This window comes from Acidithiobacillus acidisediminis, from assembly GCF_023277115.1.
In the GTDB taxonomy this organism is placed as follows: domain Bacteria; phylum Pseudomonadota; class Gammaproteobacteria; order Acidithiobacillales; family Acidithiobacillaceae; genus Igneacidithiobacillus; species Igneacidithiobacillus acidisediminis.
This window is the reverse complement of record NZ_JALQCS010000001.1, coordinates 2314604-2329540: the sequence shown is the minus strand read 5'-3', so window position 1 is coordinate 2329540 and position 14937 is coordinate 2314604. Positions and strand designations below refer to the sequence as shown.

The following is a 14937-nucleotide window of genomic DNA, read 5'->3' as shown; positions in this document are numbered from 1 at the left end:
TGGAGTGTCTCGGCCTGCTTTTGGCAAAAAGTGGGTCATCAAAATCGGCAGTAGTCTGCTCATGAATGGGGTGGGAGGGTTGGCTGAGGATCGCGTAGCCGGTTGGCTCGCGCAAATGCAGGCTTTGATTCATCAGGGCTATCAAATTGTGCTGGTATCCTCTGGTGCGGTGGGAGTTGGCGCCAGGCGTATGGGGTGGTCGGGCCGGCCCAGCGCGCTGGCGGATCGTCAGGCTGCCGCGAGTGTGGGGCAATCCATTCTGATGCATGGATATGAAAAAATACTGCATCAAATTCAGCGAGAAAATCATCCTCCTCTGCACTGCGGCCAAGTGCTTCTTACGCATGAAGAGCTGCGAAATCGCTCCCGTTATTTGAATGCGCGTGAGACTCTGCGTACCTTAATCGAACATGGGGTGCTCCCCATCGTGAATGAGAATGACGCGATCTCCCATCGCGCCATACAGCTGGGCGACAATGATACCCTGGCAGCACTGGTGGCCAACCTATGGGACGCGGATTTACTTGTCTTGCTTACGGATCAGCGTGGGCTTTATGAGGCTGATCCACGCGAAAACCCGAACGCCAAGCTGATTCGCCGTGCTCGTGCCGGGGAACTGCGTCTGGAGCGGCTAGCCGGGTCCGGTGGTTCTGCTGTTGGTACAGGCGGTATGCTTGCCAAGGTGAAGGCGGCGGCACGCGCCGCACGCTCTGGGACCTCCACCATTATTGGCAGTGGCCTCGAGGAAAACATATTGCTGCGGCTCGCAGCACAGGAGGATGTGGGAACGCTCCTCGAAGCCAAAGTGCCCGTGCTCGGTGCACGCAAACGCTGGCTCTCCGATCACCTTCGAGTGCATGGTAAACTCTACCTGGATCCTGGCGCGGTGGTAGCGGTTGGCGAAGATGGGGCGAGTTTGCTGCTTTTTGGCATCCAAGGGCAGGAAGGGCAATTTCGTCGCGGTGAATTGGTCAGTTGCGTGGACGGCAAGGGATTGGAAATTGCACGAGGTCTGGTCAATCTCGATGCACAATTACTGCAACATCTGCGCATTTTGCTGGAGACGGGTGAAGCGGTTGATGATGATTATCGCGTCGTCATACATCGGGATAATCTGGTGCGCAGTCCTTCTAAGTCGAATTAGGACCGCCAACGGCTGTTGCTCGTTCGGGAAAGTACAGATCTTGCTGCTGATGTGCCAGACGGATGCCCCGGCGATGCAACGCCTCTACGGCTTGGGCACGTAGGTCTGTCTGGATCATAAAACTGTTGTTGCAATCGGCAATATAGACGCGCAAATAGAAAACGAGAGCATTTTCAGTCACGTCCAGCAGCAACGCTGTCGGAGGAATCCCGCGCGGATCATCCTGCAGGACCTCCGGGTGTTGTTGGCCAACGTTCTCCAGTATGCCGCGCACCTCATCTACATCCGACTGATGATGGACACGCAATGGAATCATCAAGCGCAGTACATTGTTGCTGTAAGTCCAGTTGGTGACTTGGCCGGAGATCAGTTCCGAATTAGGCACAAAGACTTCCGTGCGATCAAAGGTCAGGATGAGGGTGGAGCGAATACTGAGGCGTTGTACATATCCCTCCGTAGTGCCAACCTTTACCCAGTCTCCTACGCGGATAGGGCGCTCCAGTAATAGAATGATGCCGGAAACAAAGTTATTGACAATATTTTGCAGACCAAAGCCAATGCCTACCGATAGGGCGCCGGCGATGATCGCAAGATTGTGTAGTGCGACGCCAGCCGTTGATAACGAGAGTAAAATGGCAACGACAAAGCCGATATAGCGAAATATGGCGAGAACGGAGTGACGCGATCCGGCGTCAAAGTGGTGAAATATTCCTCGCGCTGAGGATAGTCGATTCTGTATCCATTGGTTAACATTGAAGAGAAAAATAAGTAGTGCGATGGCAATGAGCCAGCGGAACGGCTGTATGTGAAAATTTCCTATAGTAAATCCGTGAATAAAATATTGCCAAAAAAAGGTAAAACCACTGCTGGTCAATCCCCAAGCGAGGAGACAAATGGCTAAAACAGAAATCCACAATGCCGTGTGGATCAGTAGTCGTAGCCACGATAGCCACGAACTACCCCTTTCGCCAAGCCCCAAATGCTGACGTAACAGACGGGGTAATTCCCCTTCCTCATTCTCGTCATCGCCCCAAATGTCGTCAACAAACCAAGTAATCACCCGAGCGATCAGGATAGCAACCAGGCTAATGACAAAGCCGCTGGTGAGGTATGCGGCAAGTTCTAGATAGCCAATGAAATTCAATAGGATGAGTAGGATTGCTGTACCAAAGAGCAGAATTTGCAGCCAGCGCCAATCCTTGAGAAAGGTAAAGCGGCGAGCGCGCCAGAGCACCCAGATGACGCTCCCCAGCAAGGCCGTATGGATTAGGGTGAGCAGCAGAGTGTGTTGCGTAATGATCGTGCTGCCTTGCGGATCGAGGGATTGGTAGGAAAGGAGAAAGGTGCCAAACGTGATGACAAATCGCAACGGTCGCCAGAATACTCGCAGCAACACCGCTTCACGCTGAGCGCGAGTGGGAATTTCGGCGAGATGACGGAGCATGGATCGAGCTAGCCAAGTACTTCCGTTGTACGCAAGGAGCGTGAGTAGGATGAGAATGGTGATGGGATACCATGCATCGAGAAGATAGCTTGCCAGCGCCCAAAGAAAAATCGCTGGTAGGGGATAAAGCTCCCGCAGCCGACTTTGCGAATGGCGGCGGAGAACGATGGCAAGAACATACAGGGCTATCCCTATTCCCCATGCCCCTTGAAACCCGTGATGGTTCACTATCGAAATATGGTCAGAGCGGGTCCAAAACGCCTTTTCCTTTTCCCAGTCCGCCTTTGGAAAATCTTCCAACTCGGTAATCTGCTGAGTGAAAAATGGTCCGCGTTGCAGAAGTTTGCGCGTATGAATGCGAGTTTCCTTGGCGCGTATGTCACTGAGTATGGAGTTGCCGCCAACGTACAGCACCTTGCAGGCGGCGAGCTCACCGCTGGCAGATGTTTTTTGGGACTCCAGCCGCCGGCGAAGCTGCGTGAGACTGGTGGGTTCGCCGGCTACGGTGGGCCCGAGGATCTGTAGGGATTTGTTGATTTCGGTGAGGGATGCCTCCTGACTCTGCATACAGGCGTAGGCAGAGTGAACAATCCCTTGGGTTTGGCCTTGCCAGCGTTGAAGCTGTACGGTACTGACTGATCCAGACAGTGCCTGATGGATGGCATGCAGTACACTGGCATCGTCGTGGAACAAGTGGTTTTCACTCGCTATCGTCCGCCCCGAGTAGAGTGTGAGGAGACAGAGAAGACAGATCGCGAAAAACTGCAGGAGTGATGATCTAGGACAACTCTCTTTGCAGCGGAAATCCATGGCCTAGGCTATGGCAAGGCGAGCTCCAGTCTTCAGCAGCGGCAGGATCAGGCGCTGAAGAAGTGGAGGCAAAGATACTGGCTTGAGCAACATCTTGATCGCCATTTCAAAGGGGTAGTGCGCGCGGATCCATTCCCGCAGGCGCCGGCGAAAGGCGCGGAAGTCTGCGGGAGTAAACTCCTGGCCCGGATTGCGGATTTCGTAGGCACAACGTATCGCGAGATAGCTGTCCTCCAGGTCGGCCTCGGCAACCCGTTGCCAAAGCCCACGGATGAGGCGCCAGCGGGATACCTTCTCGCGCGCATAGTAGTCGCGGAAAAAGCGAAAGAAATACTTGTAATGCTGGACCTCATCAGCACGAATGCGGCCTGCAAGTGCACGTAGAATGGGCTCGGGACTGGCGCCCTGAATCATGGTGTAGAAACTGGCCGTTCCGGTTTCGACTACACAACGTGCTGCCATTTCCAGGGCCGGTGTCGGTCCCAGAGTCTCGGTCCGACATAGTGGGGTGTAAGCCGCCACGAATCGTTGATAGGCCGCATCCCAATCGAAATCCGGCCAGACGGTCAAGACATAGGTACGGAGTGCATGACCGTGTTGCACCTCTTCTTTTTCCCAATGGTCGCGAAGCCAGGCTTGCGCAGCTTTATTTCCTTGATAGTAGGAGGATAAATTTTGGGCATACAGGTCGGAAAGTGTTTCCACGAAAGACGCGCCAGCCAAGAGATAAAACCAATCGGTGTTATCGGCAATCGCCGCCCTTTCCACCTGCGCGAAGGGGATATCCTGCAGAGACCAGCGGGGATGGCGGGTTTTATCGGCCATGCGAAGCAGTTCTCCTTTTTATCGTGATGACAAATCGCGGGCGTAACGTACGTCTGAAGCTTGCAGACCGGCTTCCCGGAAAGCCTCCCGCCGCTTCAGGCACTGCGGACAACTTCCGCAATGCTGCGCCCTTCCAAGCAGGCAACTGTACGACAAATCCCAGTCTACCCCCAAGTCTTGCCCCAGACGTACGATGTCCACCTTGCGTAACTGCTGGAATGGCAGCAGTAGTTTCCGCCCCAGGGCATCAAGACACTGCGCCAAGGGTGTCAGCATTTCGCGGCGTGAGCTCGCATCGACTGCGGCATCATCCGCTGAGATACCCAGGCAGAGCATGGGAATGTGTAGCGCAGCGGCAGCGCTGGAAGCGATGCTAATGGCAACGAGGTTGCGATGGAGAATGGGCACATGGAAGCGATGTGGGCGCAGAGCGCTCAGCGCCTCGCCCAAGTCAGCCAGAGGAAGGCGCTGAGCGGTGATTCCCAGGCGTTGACATTGCGCGATCACCCGTTTCCACTCCTGCGCTGCAGCGCGTTGTGCGTAATCGAGAAATAGGGGTACCGGCAGATATCCGGATGCATCCAGCAGCCGAAGCAAGGTGCTACTTTCGACCCCACCACTCATCAGTAGGAGCACGCGTTCCTGATGCTGGGGCGCTGGTAGCAGATGTTGCACCTGGTCTATCATGCTGCGGTTTTCTCCTTATGGACGAGCACTCTTTGGCCCTGATTCTGGATCTGCATCCGCTGAATCCGCAAGTTCGACTGATCCGTCGAGCCGTGGAGCAGGCACGCGCTGATGGTCTTCTCGTCTATCCCACCGATAGTTGTTATGCCTTGGGCTGTCGGATTAGCGCCAAGGCAGCGCAAGATCGTCTGCGGCAAATTCGCCAGTTGGATGTACATCACGATCTGTCGCTGGTCTTTTCGAGTATTTCGCAGTTGACAGAATACGCCAAGCTGGATGATCGGAGCTTTGGTATCTTGCGACGGGTGTTGCCGGGGCCATTCACCTTCATTCTTCCGGCGACGCACGATGTTCCCCGGCGCTTGGCAGACCCGCGGCGGCGTAGCATTGGCGTGCGCGTACCCGATGCGCCCATCCTTCAGACATTGTTGGCCGATTTGGGTGAGCCGCTCATGAGTTCAACCCTTCAGCTCCCGGGAGAGCCGGATCCGCTCAGTGATCCGGAAGACATTCAAGAAAAAGTTGGTAGCCGAGTAGACGTTATCCTGCTCGCCGGAAAGGGAGCGATGGCATGCTCTTCGGTGATTGACTTGTGCACCTGGCCCCCACGTTTGCTCCGGCGCGGGCTGGGCGACCCGGATTTGTTGGGTGTGCCGTTGCAGACAGGCGGAAATGCCGACGAGGAAAGGGTATAGTCGCAGCATGAACGATATCGAGAACATCCTCCGTCAATTGAGTATCTGGGCTATTCCGGTACTCTTTGCGATTACCGTGCATGAAGTGGCGCACGGCTGGATGGCGTGGAAGAGGGGAGATCCCACGGCGATGCTGATGGGCCGCTTGACCCTGAACCCGCTGAAACACATCGATCCCTTTGGTACGATCCTCCTTCCCGCCATGCTGCTGTTGTTTCACTCGCCTTTTCTCTTTGGTTACGCCAAACCGGTGCCAGTGAATTTCGCCGGACTGCGCGATCCCAAACGAGACATGGTCCTCGTGGCCATTGCGGGACCCGTGGCAAATCTCCTCATGGCAGCCTTCTGGACCCTCGTGCTCTGGCTCGGGGTACATTTTGCCGCCAGCCTACCCTATTTTGCCGAACCCCTGCAGTTGATGGGGCAGGCGGGGATTCTCATCAATGGCGTATTGTTCCTTTTTAACCTCATTCCCATCCCGCCCCTGGATGGTGGCCGGGTCGCGGTCGGGCTTTTGCCTCAGCATGCCTCCCAGGTCTTGTCGCGGGTGGAGCCCTACGGCTTTATCATCCTGATCGTCTTGCTCTTTACGGGTATCTTGTGGACGGTCCTCGGGCCAGCCTTTGAGCTGTTTCAGGGCTTCTTTTTTCGTTTGGGAGGGCTCGCATGAGTGCCACGGTCGTCTCCGGGATGCGTCCTACCGGGCGTCTACATCTAGGCCATTTCCATGGGGTGCTGAAAAATTGGTGCCGTTTGCAGGAGGAGCAGGATTGCTTCTACTTCGTTGCAGATCTGCACGCCCTCACCACTCACTACGAGCACCCGCAGGGAATCCGCGAGTCTACCTGGGAATTGCTGATCGAGTGGTTGGCTGTCGGCCTTGATCCAGAAAAGGCCACCCTCTTCGTGCAGAGTTGGGTGCCGCAGCATGCCGAATTGGCGTTGTTGCTGGGGATGTTGACACCGCTGTCCTGGCTGGAGCGGGTGCCGACCTTCAAGGACCAGCAAGAACAGTTGCGTGACCGGGATTTGGCAACCTTCGGTTTTCTGGGCTATCCGACCCTGATGAGTGCCGATATCCTGCTCTACGACGCTGCCTGGGTGCCGGTGGGGGCGGATCAGGTGGCGCATTTGGAAATTTGTCGAGAGCTGGCGCGACGCTTCAATAGCTTGTATGGACGGAGTGCGGCGGACGGCGAGGCCGTAGAGGCGGGGCTGCGTGCCCTTGGCAAGCGCTTGAAACAGCAATACCTGCAGTTGAAAGCACAATACCAGGAACACGGCGAGGAGGGAGCCATCACGGCTGCCCAGGAGCTCCTGCAGAGTGCTGCGAGCATCAATGAGGCGACTCGAACGCTGCTACTGGCAACCCTGGAGGGCAAGGGTCGTGCCATTCTCGTCGAGCCGCAGGCGTTGCTCACCGAGGCCGCGAAAATGCCGGGACTGGATGGACGCAAGATGTCGAAGTCCTACGGGAATGCCATTGGTTTGCGCGAAGAGCCGGACGTGGTACGAAAAAAGCTGCTGACCATGCCCACCGATCCTGCGCGCGTAAGTCGCACGGACCCGGGGAATCCCGAGTGTTGTCCGGTTTGGCCTTTTCATCAAGTCTATTCCAGCGCCGAGACGCGCGCGTGGGTAGAGGAAGGATGTCGCAGCGCTGGGATCGGCTGCGTCGACTGTAAGGGTGCGCTGGTGGAAAGAGTGCTGGCGGAACAGGCGCCGATCCGTGCCAAGGCGGAAGAATGGGCGGCCCAGCCGCAGCGTCTGCGCGAGATTGCGGAGCATGGTGCAGAAAAGGCTCGTGCCCGCGCTGAACAAACCTTGATTCGGGTGCGCGAGGTCATGGGGCTGGATGGCGGTCAGTCCTGAGGCTGCCGCGGCGCACCGCCTGCCCGACGGTCTGTATATACCGCCCAATGCCCTGGAGCTCTTCCTCGAGCAGTTTGCGGGTCCGCTGGATCTCTTGCTCTGGCTGATTCGCCGGAACCGGATGGATATTCGGGATATCCCAGTGGCGGAAGTGACTCGGCAATATCTCGTCTATCTGGAGGAGGCGCGGCGTCAGGATCTGGAGCTGGCCGCAGATTATCTGCTCATGGCGGCTTGGCTCGCCGAAATCAAAGCGAGAATGTTGCTCCCTTTGCCGCCGGTGGATGAGGGGGAGCCGATGGATCCACGCGAGGAGTTGGCGCAGCGTTTGGCCCTGCTGGCGCAGGTGCAGGCCGAAGCAGCTGGTCTTGCCACGCTACCCCGAGCAGGACAGGATTTTTTGTTGCTCGCGCCACTGGCCCATGATGCATTGCCAACACCAGCACCCGAGCTTCCACTGGAAGATTTCGCCGGATTACTGCGGCAGCTTTCCCTGCGGTCGCAGCAAAAGCGCCGCCGTGTGCCGCCGCTCCCACAGCGCTCCTTGGATCTGCGACAGAGAATTCTGGACGTGCTGCAGCGTTGCCGTGTAGCAGATCGACCGCTGTATTTTCGCGACACCTTGCCACCGCGACCAGACCGGGTGCAGCTGGGTCTGAATTTGCTGGCCATTCTCGAATTACTCCGCCAACAGGCCTTGCGTCTGCTCTCGCTAGGTACGGAGTGGCAGGTGATTGCGGTGGAAAAGGGTGATGGAGACTAAGGATCTCGGCGAGCTTTTGCTGGCCATCTTGTTCCTACGCGGAGACGGGGTCAGTGAGGAGGAGCTGGAGCGACTGCTTGCTGCGGAACACCCGCTCTGGCGTGAAACCCTCGATGTACTCTGTGCCCAGGGATGGGGGCCAGTGGAAATCCATAGGCAAGGCACGCATTATCGGGCGCATCTGCGGCCACGCTACTTGCACTTGCTGGAAGACCTGCAGATGGAGAAACCCCGACCGTTGCGCAAAGCAGTGCTGGAAACCCTCGCCGTCATTGCCTATCACCAGCCCATTACGCGTCCCGAAATCGAGCACTGGCGTGGCGTCGCGCTCAGTAACGGTATTTTACAGCAACTCCAGGATTTTGCTTGGATCGAAGTCAAAGGCCATCGCGATACCCCGGGGCGACCCGCATTATGGGGCACCACTGCGGAATTTCTGCGCCACTTCGGTCTGTCTTCCCTCGCAGAGCTGCCGGATGCCATTCTGGAAATGGAACCGTCCGAATCATAAGCAAATATGATGAAAAGGTTAGAAAGTGCTGATTTGACTGCAGATGCCGCCTGATCAATAGTTCGGCTGGAAGCTGAGGAGATGAAATCATCCTTTTCGCAGACAAACCCGAAGTGGTATTAGGCAGATTTTGAGGAGCAAGACCATGGCACACGTAGTGATTTTGGGGGCAGGCACGGGTGGCATGCCAGCAGCGTACGAAATGAAGCATGCACTGGGCGCGGCGCACGAGGTGACGCTGATCAACGCCAATGATTATTTTCAGTTCGTTCCCTCCAACCCGTGGCTGGGCGTGGGCTGGTCCAAACGTGAAGACATTACCTTTCCCATCAGGCCCTATGTGGAACGCCGCGGAATCAAATTCATTGCCCAGACCGCGGAAAAGATCGACGCTGAGGCGCAGACGATTACCCTTGGCGATGGCAGCTCTGTACACTACGACTATCTGATGATAGCTACTGGGCCGCGTCTCGCTTTTGAACTCGTCCCCGGCTCCGATCCACACGAAGGGCCTGTGCAGTCGGTTTGTACCACGGATCACGCCGAGCTTGCCTACGGCAAGTATCAAGAATTGCTGGAGAATCCTGGCCCCATCGTGATTGGTGCCATGGCCGGAGCGAGCTGCTTTGGTCCGGCATATGAGTACGCCATGATCGTCGCCTCGGATCTGAAAAAGCGCGGTATGCGCGACAAGATCCCATCTTTCTCTTTCGTAACCAGCGAGCCATACATTGGGCATTTGGGTATTTCCGGAGTCGGGGATTCCACTGGGATCCTGACCAAGGGACTGGAAGAAGAAGGGATCAAAGCCTACACGAATTGTAAGGTGAACAAGGTCGAAAATGGTGAGATGTTTATCACCCAAGTCAACGATAAGGGCGAAACCGTCAAGGAATTCATCCTACCAGCAAAGTTTGGCATGATGATCCCTGCCTTCCGCGGCATCCCCGCCGTCGCGAATGTCGAAGGACTTTGTAATCCTGGCGGCTTTGTCATCGTTGATGAGAATCAGCGCAGCAAGAGGTACCCGAACATCTATGCGGTAGGTATTGCGATCGCAATCCCACCGGTAGAGGCGACGCCAGTTCCCACTGGTGCGCCCAAGACCGGCTACATGATCGAATCCATGGTCAGTGCCTCGGTGCACAATATCAAGGCCGACATCGAGGGTCGCAAGGGCGACAAGACCATGGGTACCTGGAATGCCGTCTGCTTCGCCGATATGGGTGATCGTGGTGCCGCCTTCGTCGCTCTGCCGCAGATCAAGCCGCGCAAGGTCGACGTCTTTGCCTATGGGCGCTGGGTGCATCTTGCCAAGGTAGCCTTCGAGAAATATTTCATTCGTAAGATGAAGATGGGTGTTTCCGAGCCGTTCTACGAGCGTGTACTCTTCAAGATGATGGGGATCACCCGCCTCAAGGAAGAGACGGAAATCGAACAGCGCAAGGCCTCGTAAGCAACCTTGACATGAGTCGTGTCGGCCTCACCTGCGTGGTGGGGCCGATTTTTTTACTGCCGGGAGGCAGAAGCAATGGACGAAAAGTTACAGAAAGTTTTGGCACGCTATGGATTGGGTTCTCGCCGGGCGCTGGAGGAGTGGATAGCGGCCGGCCGCATCAGCATCAACGGACAAATCGCCAAGCTCGGGGATCGCGTTGATGAGCGTGCGCAGATTCTGGTGGATGGCAAACCGCTGCAGGTTCCGTCTTGGACCCAGGGCAGACTGCGTATCCTGCGCTACCACAAACCCGCAGGGGAGATTTGCAGTCGTCGTGATCCGGAAGGTCGGCCCTCGGTCTTTGATCGCTTGCCCCGTTTGCGGGCGAGCCGCTGGATCTCCGTCGGACGTCTCGATCTCAATTCCGAGGGCTTGTTGTTGCTCACCAATAATGGCGACCTAGCCAACCGCCTGATGCACCCGCGCCATGGCCTGCAGCGCGAGTATGCGGTGCGCGTGCTTGGGCGCCTGAGCGAGGCGCAGATCGATCAACTTCGCACGGGCGTAAACTTGGAGGATGGTCCCGCCAAATTTCTGGAAATTGAAGATGCAGGCGGTGAAGGAGCAAACCATTGGTATCACGTTACTCTGGAAGAGGGGCGGAATCGCGAGGTGCGCCGCCTCTTCGCCGCGCTGAATCTGGCTGTCAGTCGCTTGATACGCGTGCGCTATGGGCCGATTGATATGCCACGGCACCTGAAGAGTGGCTATTTTGAGGAATTACCCGATGAGGAGCGTGACCTGCTCTTTGCCCAGGTCGACTGGCAGGAAGAGGGGGTGGCAGCGCGAACCGTGACGCCGCGGCGCCCAAGCCCCGCAGCGAAAAGTACAGGGGATCGCCGCATCCGTCGGACACCAAGAAACCGATGACTACGAAGCCCGGCGATTTGCAATGCTTGTATGCGCAGCTGCGAGCGCAGTGGGGGACGCAACACTGGTGGCCTGCTGAGACAGTTTTCGAGGTAATGGTGGGGGCCATTCTGACCCAAAATACCGCCTGGACGAATGTCGAGAAGGCGATCGCGCAACTGCGTAGCGCCAAGCTTCTTTCGGTGCAAGCGATTCTCGACAGCGATGATACGACCCTCGAAGCATGCCTGCGTCCATCTGGGTACTATCGCGTCAAAGGCCGTCGTTTGCGTGCCCTGTGCCAGTTTCTGCTGGCAGAGGGCTGTGCGGAGGAACCGCGGCATTTGCGCGAACGGGCTGGGGTTGCGGAGTTACGCAAACGGTTGCTCCAGGTGCATGGCGTAGGGGAAGAGACCGCAGACTCGATACTGCTCTACGCCCTGGGTCTGCCGATCATGGTGGTGGATGCCTATACCCGAAGGATTGGCAGTCGCTTGGGCTGGGTAGACGAAAACGTCTCGTACGCATCCTTACAGGCAAGCATAGAGCGTAATTTGCCAGCGGAGGACGCGAGTATTCGCAATGAGTTCCATGCATTACTGGTTACGTTGGGCAAGGAATGCTGCCGACCGAAGCGACCACGCTGTACGCAATGCCCACTTGTCAGTCATTGTGCTTATGCGCGATCAGCCATGCCCAGGTAATTGCCGCAAATAATCCCGGCTGCATTCACATAACTTTTGTCGCTCCAGTAGCGTCGTCCAGATCTTTCCGCCGGATTGACGCCACAGTACTCCGGCGCGGATTCCACCCAACAATAAGGTGCGGATGCGGGTCGTGTCCTCATCTCGGGTAAGGAAACGACTCTCGCCGGAGACGATGATGCGGGGGGAGAGGGTGCCAATGCCCTCGGCGTAGGTATCGGCAAGACCGGCTAGGACGCTGGGGTGGAGCAGTTCGCCAAAGTGATCCACCTGGCGGCGCGCCTGTTCGATTCCCCGCTGTACTCGGCCCAGCGCCTTTTGATTGCGCAGTAATCGCCCACTCAACTTGGCCAGCGATAGAGTATAGCGCAGGATCTCGGCCTCATCTGCCTGCCCTGGGCCACGGTGCAACAGCGGGCAGAGCGCCTGCAGCGGTCGCTGTAGTCCCTCCAGACCGGCTACTGCAGTGACGCTATCCCGCGCATCAATGGCGAGGATACTTTGTATGCTCAGCAGCAAGAGATGATTATCGCTGCGTCCGCGGCGTGCAACTTCCTGAACTTCCAGGGCGGCACGCAGCATACCGGCCAAGGCCAGGCAGCGGTCCGACAAGCGTCGGGGATCCGGTAAGAGAGGGTTGATCAATGGCATGAGTGACTGCCGTTCAGGTCGCGTAATCGTTCTTCCAGTGTGCTTTGCAACACTTGTCGTTCTCGCCGGCTGAGTTTTTCGCCCTTGCCATTGCGAATAAAAAAGGTGTCCTCCACGCGCTCGCCAAAGGTGGAAATTTTAGCCCCCACCACGCTAAAGCCTAAGCGTGCAATCACCGCAGCGACCGAATAGAGTAGCCCCACCTGGTCGGAACTGTGCAGTTCGAGCAGCGTGTCGTCGAGGAGCGCGGCATTGTCGAGATGGAGGTGCAGCGGCACCGCAGAAAAAAAGCGATGACGCGCGTCGTGATGACGTAAGCCAAAGCGCGGGGCGCTGCACAGTCCAGCGTTGAGTGCTGCACTCAGTTCGTCGGCAAGCTCGGCGTGGGCGGCGGTCGAACGTTGGAACGCCCGGGTCTCATCCAGTACTTGGAAGGTGTCGAGGGCCAGACCGTTGTCGCTGGTATCGATGCGGGCGTCCAAAATGCTCAAGGAATGACGATCAAGTACTCCGGCGATGTCCTGAAAGAGCGCTGGACGGTCTGGTCCAAAAATGAAGATCTGCTCCCCCTGCAGCCGGTGTGGGCGAATCGCAATCCGATAGTCTGTCTCGCGGTGCAGGATTTCCTGCGCTTGCCAGAGCAGCTCTTCGCTGTCGTAGCGTAAAAAATAGCCAGCGGGTAGGGCGCGCCACAAGCGCTCCAGTCCCCCGCGTTGCTCTGCAGAGAACTCCTCTCCGAGCCGATGCATGCATTGCCGTGCGGCCTCTAAACGATCATCCGGCGTGGTGCCGGAAGCGAGAAACGCATCTGTACGTTCATACAATTTATACAGCAGGCTGGCCTTCCAACTATTCCAAAGGTCAGGGTTGGTAGCGCGCATGTCCGCTACCGTCAGCAGAAACAGGTGCGCAAGTCGCTTGCGTGTACCCACAATCTGCGCGAATTGATGGATGGTCTCGGGGTCATCGAGATCACGGCGTTGCGAGGTCGAGGACATTTGTAGATGCGCTTCGACCAGCCAGGCAACGAGGGCCCGTTCACTTTCAGGAATCTGCAGGCGCCGAGCAAAGCTGCGCCAGGCGCGCGCACCAATGTGTGAGTGATCGCCCCCTTGTCCTTTGCCAATATCATGAAAAATACCTGCAAGCACGAGATACGCGGGTTGGTCGATCTCCCGCCAGGCGTTGCGCAATGCCCGTCCCTCGGTATGGCGCCACAGGTCGGCAAGTTGACCGATGAGAAAGAGGGTATGTTGATCCACGGTATAGGCGTGGAAAAGGTCATGCTGAATGAGGCCGCTAATACGGCGAAACGGGGGAAGAATACGCCCCAGGAGCTCTGCCTTGTGTAACCAGCCAAGCACTCGGCTGGCCCGTAGTGGATCGACGATGGCCTGCAAAAACGTCGCGCGGAAACCGATATCGCTGAACAACTGCGGATTCCACAGTGGCTGTTGGCGCCGTGCCGCGTGTAATGCCTGCGCGGATAGTTCTTGGTCCGTGCTGGCGCATTGCGTCCAATGCCGCAGCAGGGCGCTGGGCGATTCAGCCGGCTCGACGACATGGTTGTGGATCGTGCCGGTGGCGAGAAATTCGGCAATTTCTTCTTCCGCCACCGCAGCCAAGCCCTGAATCAGGGCAAAGGACTGATAGAGGCGCTGCATCAGGCGCTCGGCGGCGCTGCGGTTACGCCCACTGCGAAAGCCCAGATCGCCCGCAATGCTCTCTTGCAATTCCAGGCGTAGGCGGTCTTCCGCACGACCACTCCGCTGATGGAGCGCCACCCGCACGCTGGCGAGGAAGCCCTCTGCGGCGCGCAAACGACGCAAGTCGGCTGCGTCCAGAATTCCAACCTGAGCAAGGACTGCAAGTTCGGGCCGGTGCCAAATCTGACCCGCTAGCCACAGGAGCTGATGTACGTCCCGCAACCCTCCGGGGCCATCCTTGATTTGCGGTTCCAGATGATACGCAGTGTCACGAAAACGGCGATGGCGCGCGTCCTGTTCTGCAACCTTGGCGGCAAAAAAGGCATTGATGGACCACGGCGGATGTTCTTGCAGTTGTTGTTGCAGCTCACGCCAGAGCGCTTGGTCGCCGGCCACGAGTCGTCGCTCCAACAGCGTTGTCGCAATGCTCAGATCGCCCCGTGCAACGTCCAGTGTTTCTGCCACCGTGCGCAGAGACGCCCCCACCTGCTGTCCTTGATCCCAGAGCGCAGTCAGAAATCGGGTAACGAAATCATCGGCGGCGCAGTCTGGCTGGCGTAATAGCAGCAAGTCGAGGTCGGAAAAGGGAAACAACATCCCACGACCGTAGCCACCCACGGCGATGAGGGCGAGACCCGGGGGGGGAGCGAATTGCTGCCAAAGGGTGCGGAGATAGCGATCCGTGCCCTTGGCGAATTGCCGCAGACGCTGCGTTGGGCTTCCCAGATTCGCAAAGGGTGGCCGCAGGACCTCCGCGCTGGCTGGTGAGAGCGCGGAT

The 14937-nt window shown here is 57.4% G+C and carries 14 protein-coding genes; 9 read left to right on the top strand and 5 right to left on the bottom strand.

Going from position 1 to position 14937, the window contains the following annotated elements; genetic code table 11:
- Positions 1-4 precede the first annotated feature (4 nt).
- Positions 5-1144, top strand: coding sequence for a glutamate 5-kinase (gene proB / locus M5D89_RS11715; RefSeq protein WP_248885978.1), 1140 nt, complete (start codon positions 5-7; stop codon positions 1142-1144).
- Here the strand turns inward: proB and M5D89_RS11710 are convergent.
- From M5D89_RS11710 to M5D89_RS11700, 3 genes are all read right to left on the bottom strand, one after another.
- On the bottom strand, positions 1131-3281 hold the full coding sequence (locus M5D89_RS11710) for a mechanosensitive ion channel family protein (protein WP_248885977.1): 2151 nt from the start codon (positions 3279-3281) through the stop codon (positions 1131-1133). The two genes, proB and M5D89_RS11710, sit on opposite strands and share 14 nt — an antisense overlap.
- Before the next feature lie 120 nt (positions 3282-3401).
- On the bottom strand, positions 3402-4223 hold the full coding sequence (locus M5D89_RS11705) for a ferritin-like domain-containing protein (protein WP_248885976.1): 822 nt from the start codon (positions 4221-4223) through the stop codon (positions 3402-3404).
- 18 nt (positions 4224-4241) lie between these two features.
- Positions 4242-4910: a 7-cyano-7-deazaguanine synthase gene (locus tag M5D89_RS11700; protein WP_248885975.1), complete on the bottom strand. Its 669-nt coding sequence runs from the start codon at positions 4908-4910 to the stop codon at positions 4242-4244.
- A gap of 17 nt (positions 4911-4927) precedes the next feature.
- On the opposite strand from M5D89_RS11700, the gene M5D89_RS11695 reads away from it, so the two are divergent.
- The 8 genes from M5D89_RS11695 (at position 4928) to M5D89_RS11660 (ending at position 11802) form a co-directional block, all read left to right on the top strand.
- The gene (locus M5D89_RS11695; RefSeq protein ID WP_248885974.1) at positions 4928-5605 is read left to right on the top strand and encodes an L-threonylcarbamoyladenylate synthase; all 678 of its coding nucleotides are present in this window, start codon (positions 4928-4930) and stop codon (positions 5603-5605) included.
- Positions 5606-5612: 7 nt separating this feature from the next.
- On the top strand, positions 5613-6275 hold the full coding sequence (locus M5D89_RS11690; protein WP_248885973.1) for a site-2 protease family protein: 663 nt from the start codon (positions 5613-5615) through the stop codon (positions 6273-6275).
- On the top strand, positions 6272-7477 hold the full coding sequence (locus M5D89_RS11685; RefSeq protein ID WP_248885972.1) for a tryptophan--tRNA ligase: 1206 nt from the start codon (positions 6272-6274) through the stop codon (positions 7475-7477). Before M5D89_RS11690 ends, M5D89_RS11685 begins: the two co-directional genes overlap by 4 nt.
- The gene (locus tag M5D89_RS11680) at positions 7461-8240 is read left to right on the top strand and encodes a segregation and condensation protein A (protein WP_248885971.1); all 780 of its coding nucleotides are present in this window, start codon (positions 7461-7463) and stop codon (positions 8238-8240) included. The genes M5D89_RS11685 and M5D89_RS11680 overlap by 17 nt, the downstream gene beginning before the upstream one ends.
- On the top strand, positions 8230-8751 hold the full coding sequence (gene scpB / locus M5D89_RS11675) for an SMC-Scp complex subunit ScpB (protein ID WP_248885970.1): 522 nt from the start codon (positions 8230-8232) through the stop codon (positions 8749-8751). The genes M5D89_RS11680 and scpB overlap by 11 nt, the downstream gene beginning before the upstream one ends.
- 145 nt (positions 8752-8896) lie before the next feature.
- Positions 8897-10207 carry an NAD(P)/FAD-dependent oxidoreductase gene (locus M5D89_RS11670; protein WP_248885969.1) on the top strand — a complete coding sequence of 437 codons (1311 nt, stop codon included), beginning with the start codon at positions 8897-8899 and terminating at the stop codon, positions 10205-10207.
- A gap of 75 nt (positions 10208-10282) precedes the next feature.
- Positions 10283-11119, top strand: coding sequence for a 23S rRNA pseudouridine(2605) synthase RluB (gene rluB / locus M5D89_RS11665; protein ID WP_248885968.1), 837 nt, complete (start codon positions 10283-10285; stop codon positions 11117-11119).
- Positions 11116-11802 (top strand): endonuclease III domain-containing protein, encoded by a 687-nt coding sequence (locus M5D89_RS11660; protein WP_248885967.1) that lies wholly within the window; start codon positions 11116-11118, stop codon positions 11800-11802. The genes rluB and M5D89_RS11660 overlap by 4 nt, the downstream gene beginning before the upstream one ends.
- Here M5D89_RS11660 and hflD read toward each other — a convergent pair.
- Together hflD and glnD are read right to left on the bottom strand one after the other, a co-directional pair.
- On the bottom strand, positions 11785-12453 hold the full coding sequence (hflD, locus tag M5D89_RS11655; protein WP_248885966.1) for a high frequency lysogenization protein HflD: 669 nt from the start codon (positions 12451-12453) through the stop codon (positions 11785-11787). The genes M5D89_RS11660 and hflD overlap by 18 nt on opposite strands.
- Positions 12444-14906 carry a [protein-PII] uridylyltransferase gene (gene glnD, locus M5D89_RS11650; RefSeq protein ID WP_283103160.1) on the bottom strand — a complete coding sequence of 821 codons (2463 nt, stop codon included), beginning with the start codon at positions 14904-14906 and terminating at the stop codon, positions 12444-12446. Before glnD ends, hflD begins: the two co-directional genes overlap by 10 nt.
- Positions 14907-14937: the final 31 nt, after the last annotated feature.

Coding starts and splice junctions, on each gene's coding strand:
- scpB (WP_248885970.1), top strand. CDS start 8,230: ATGGAGACTAAGGATCTCGGCGAGCTTTTGCTGGCCATCTTGTTCCTA.
- M5D89_RS11660 (WP_248885967.1), top strand. CDS start 11,116: ATGACTACGAAGCCCGGCGATTTGCAATGCTTGTATGCGCAGCTGCGA.
- M5D89_RS11680 (WP_248885971.1), top strand. CDS start 7,461: ATGGCGGTCAGTCCTGAGGCTGCCGCGGCGCACCGCCTGCCCGACGGT.
- rluB (WP_248885968.1), top strand. CDS start 10,283: ATGGACGAAAAGTTACAGAAAGTTTTGGCACGCTATGGATTGGGTTCT.
- M5D89_RS11685 (WP_248885972.1), top strand. CDS start 6,272: ATGAGTGCCACGGTCGTCTCCGGGATGCGTCCTACCGGGCGTCTACAT.
- M5D89_RS11700 (WP_248885975.1), bottom strand. CDS start 4,910: ATGATAGACCAGGTGCAACATCTGCTACCAGCGCCCCAGCATCAGGAA.
- M5D89_RS11690 (WP_248885973.1), top strand. CDS start 5,613: ATGAACGATATCGAGAACATCCTCCGTCAATTGAGTATCTGGGCTATT.
- M5D89_RS11670 (WP_248885969.1), top strand. CDS start 8,897: ATGGCACACGTAGTGATTTTGGGGGCAGGCACGGGTGGCATGCCAGCA.
- M5D89_RS11705 (WP_248885976.1), bottom strand. CDS start 4,223: ATGGCCGATAAAACCCGCCATCCCCGCTGGTCTCTGCAGGATATCCCC.
- hflD (WP_248885966.1), bottom strand. CDS start 12,453: ATGCCATTGATCAACCCTCTCTTACCGGATCCCCGACGCTTGTCGGAC.
- M5D89_RS11695 (WP_248885974.1), top strand. CDS start 4,928: ATGGACGAGCACTCTTTGGCCCTGATTCTGGATCTGCATCCGCTGAAT.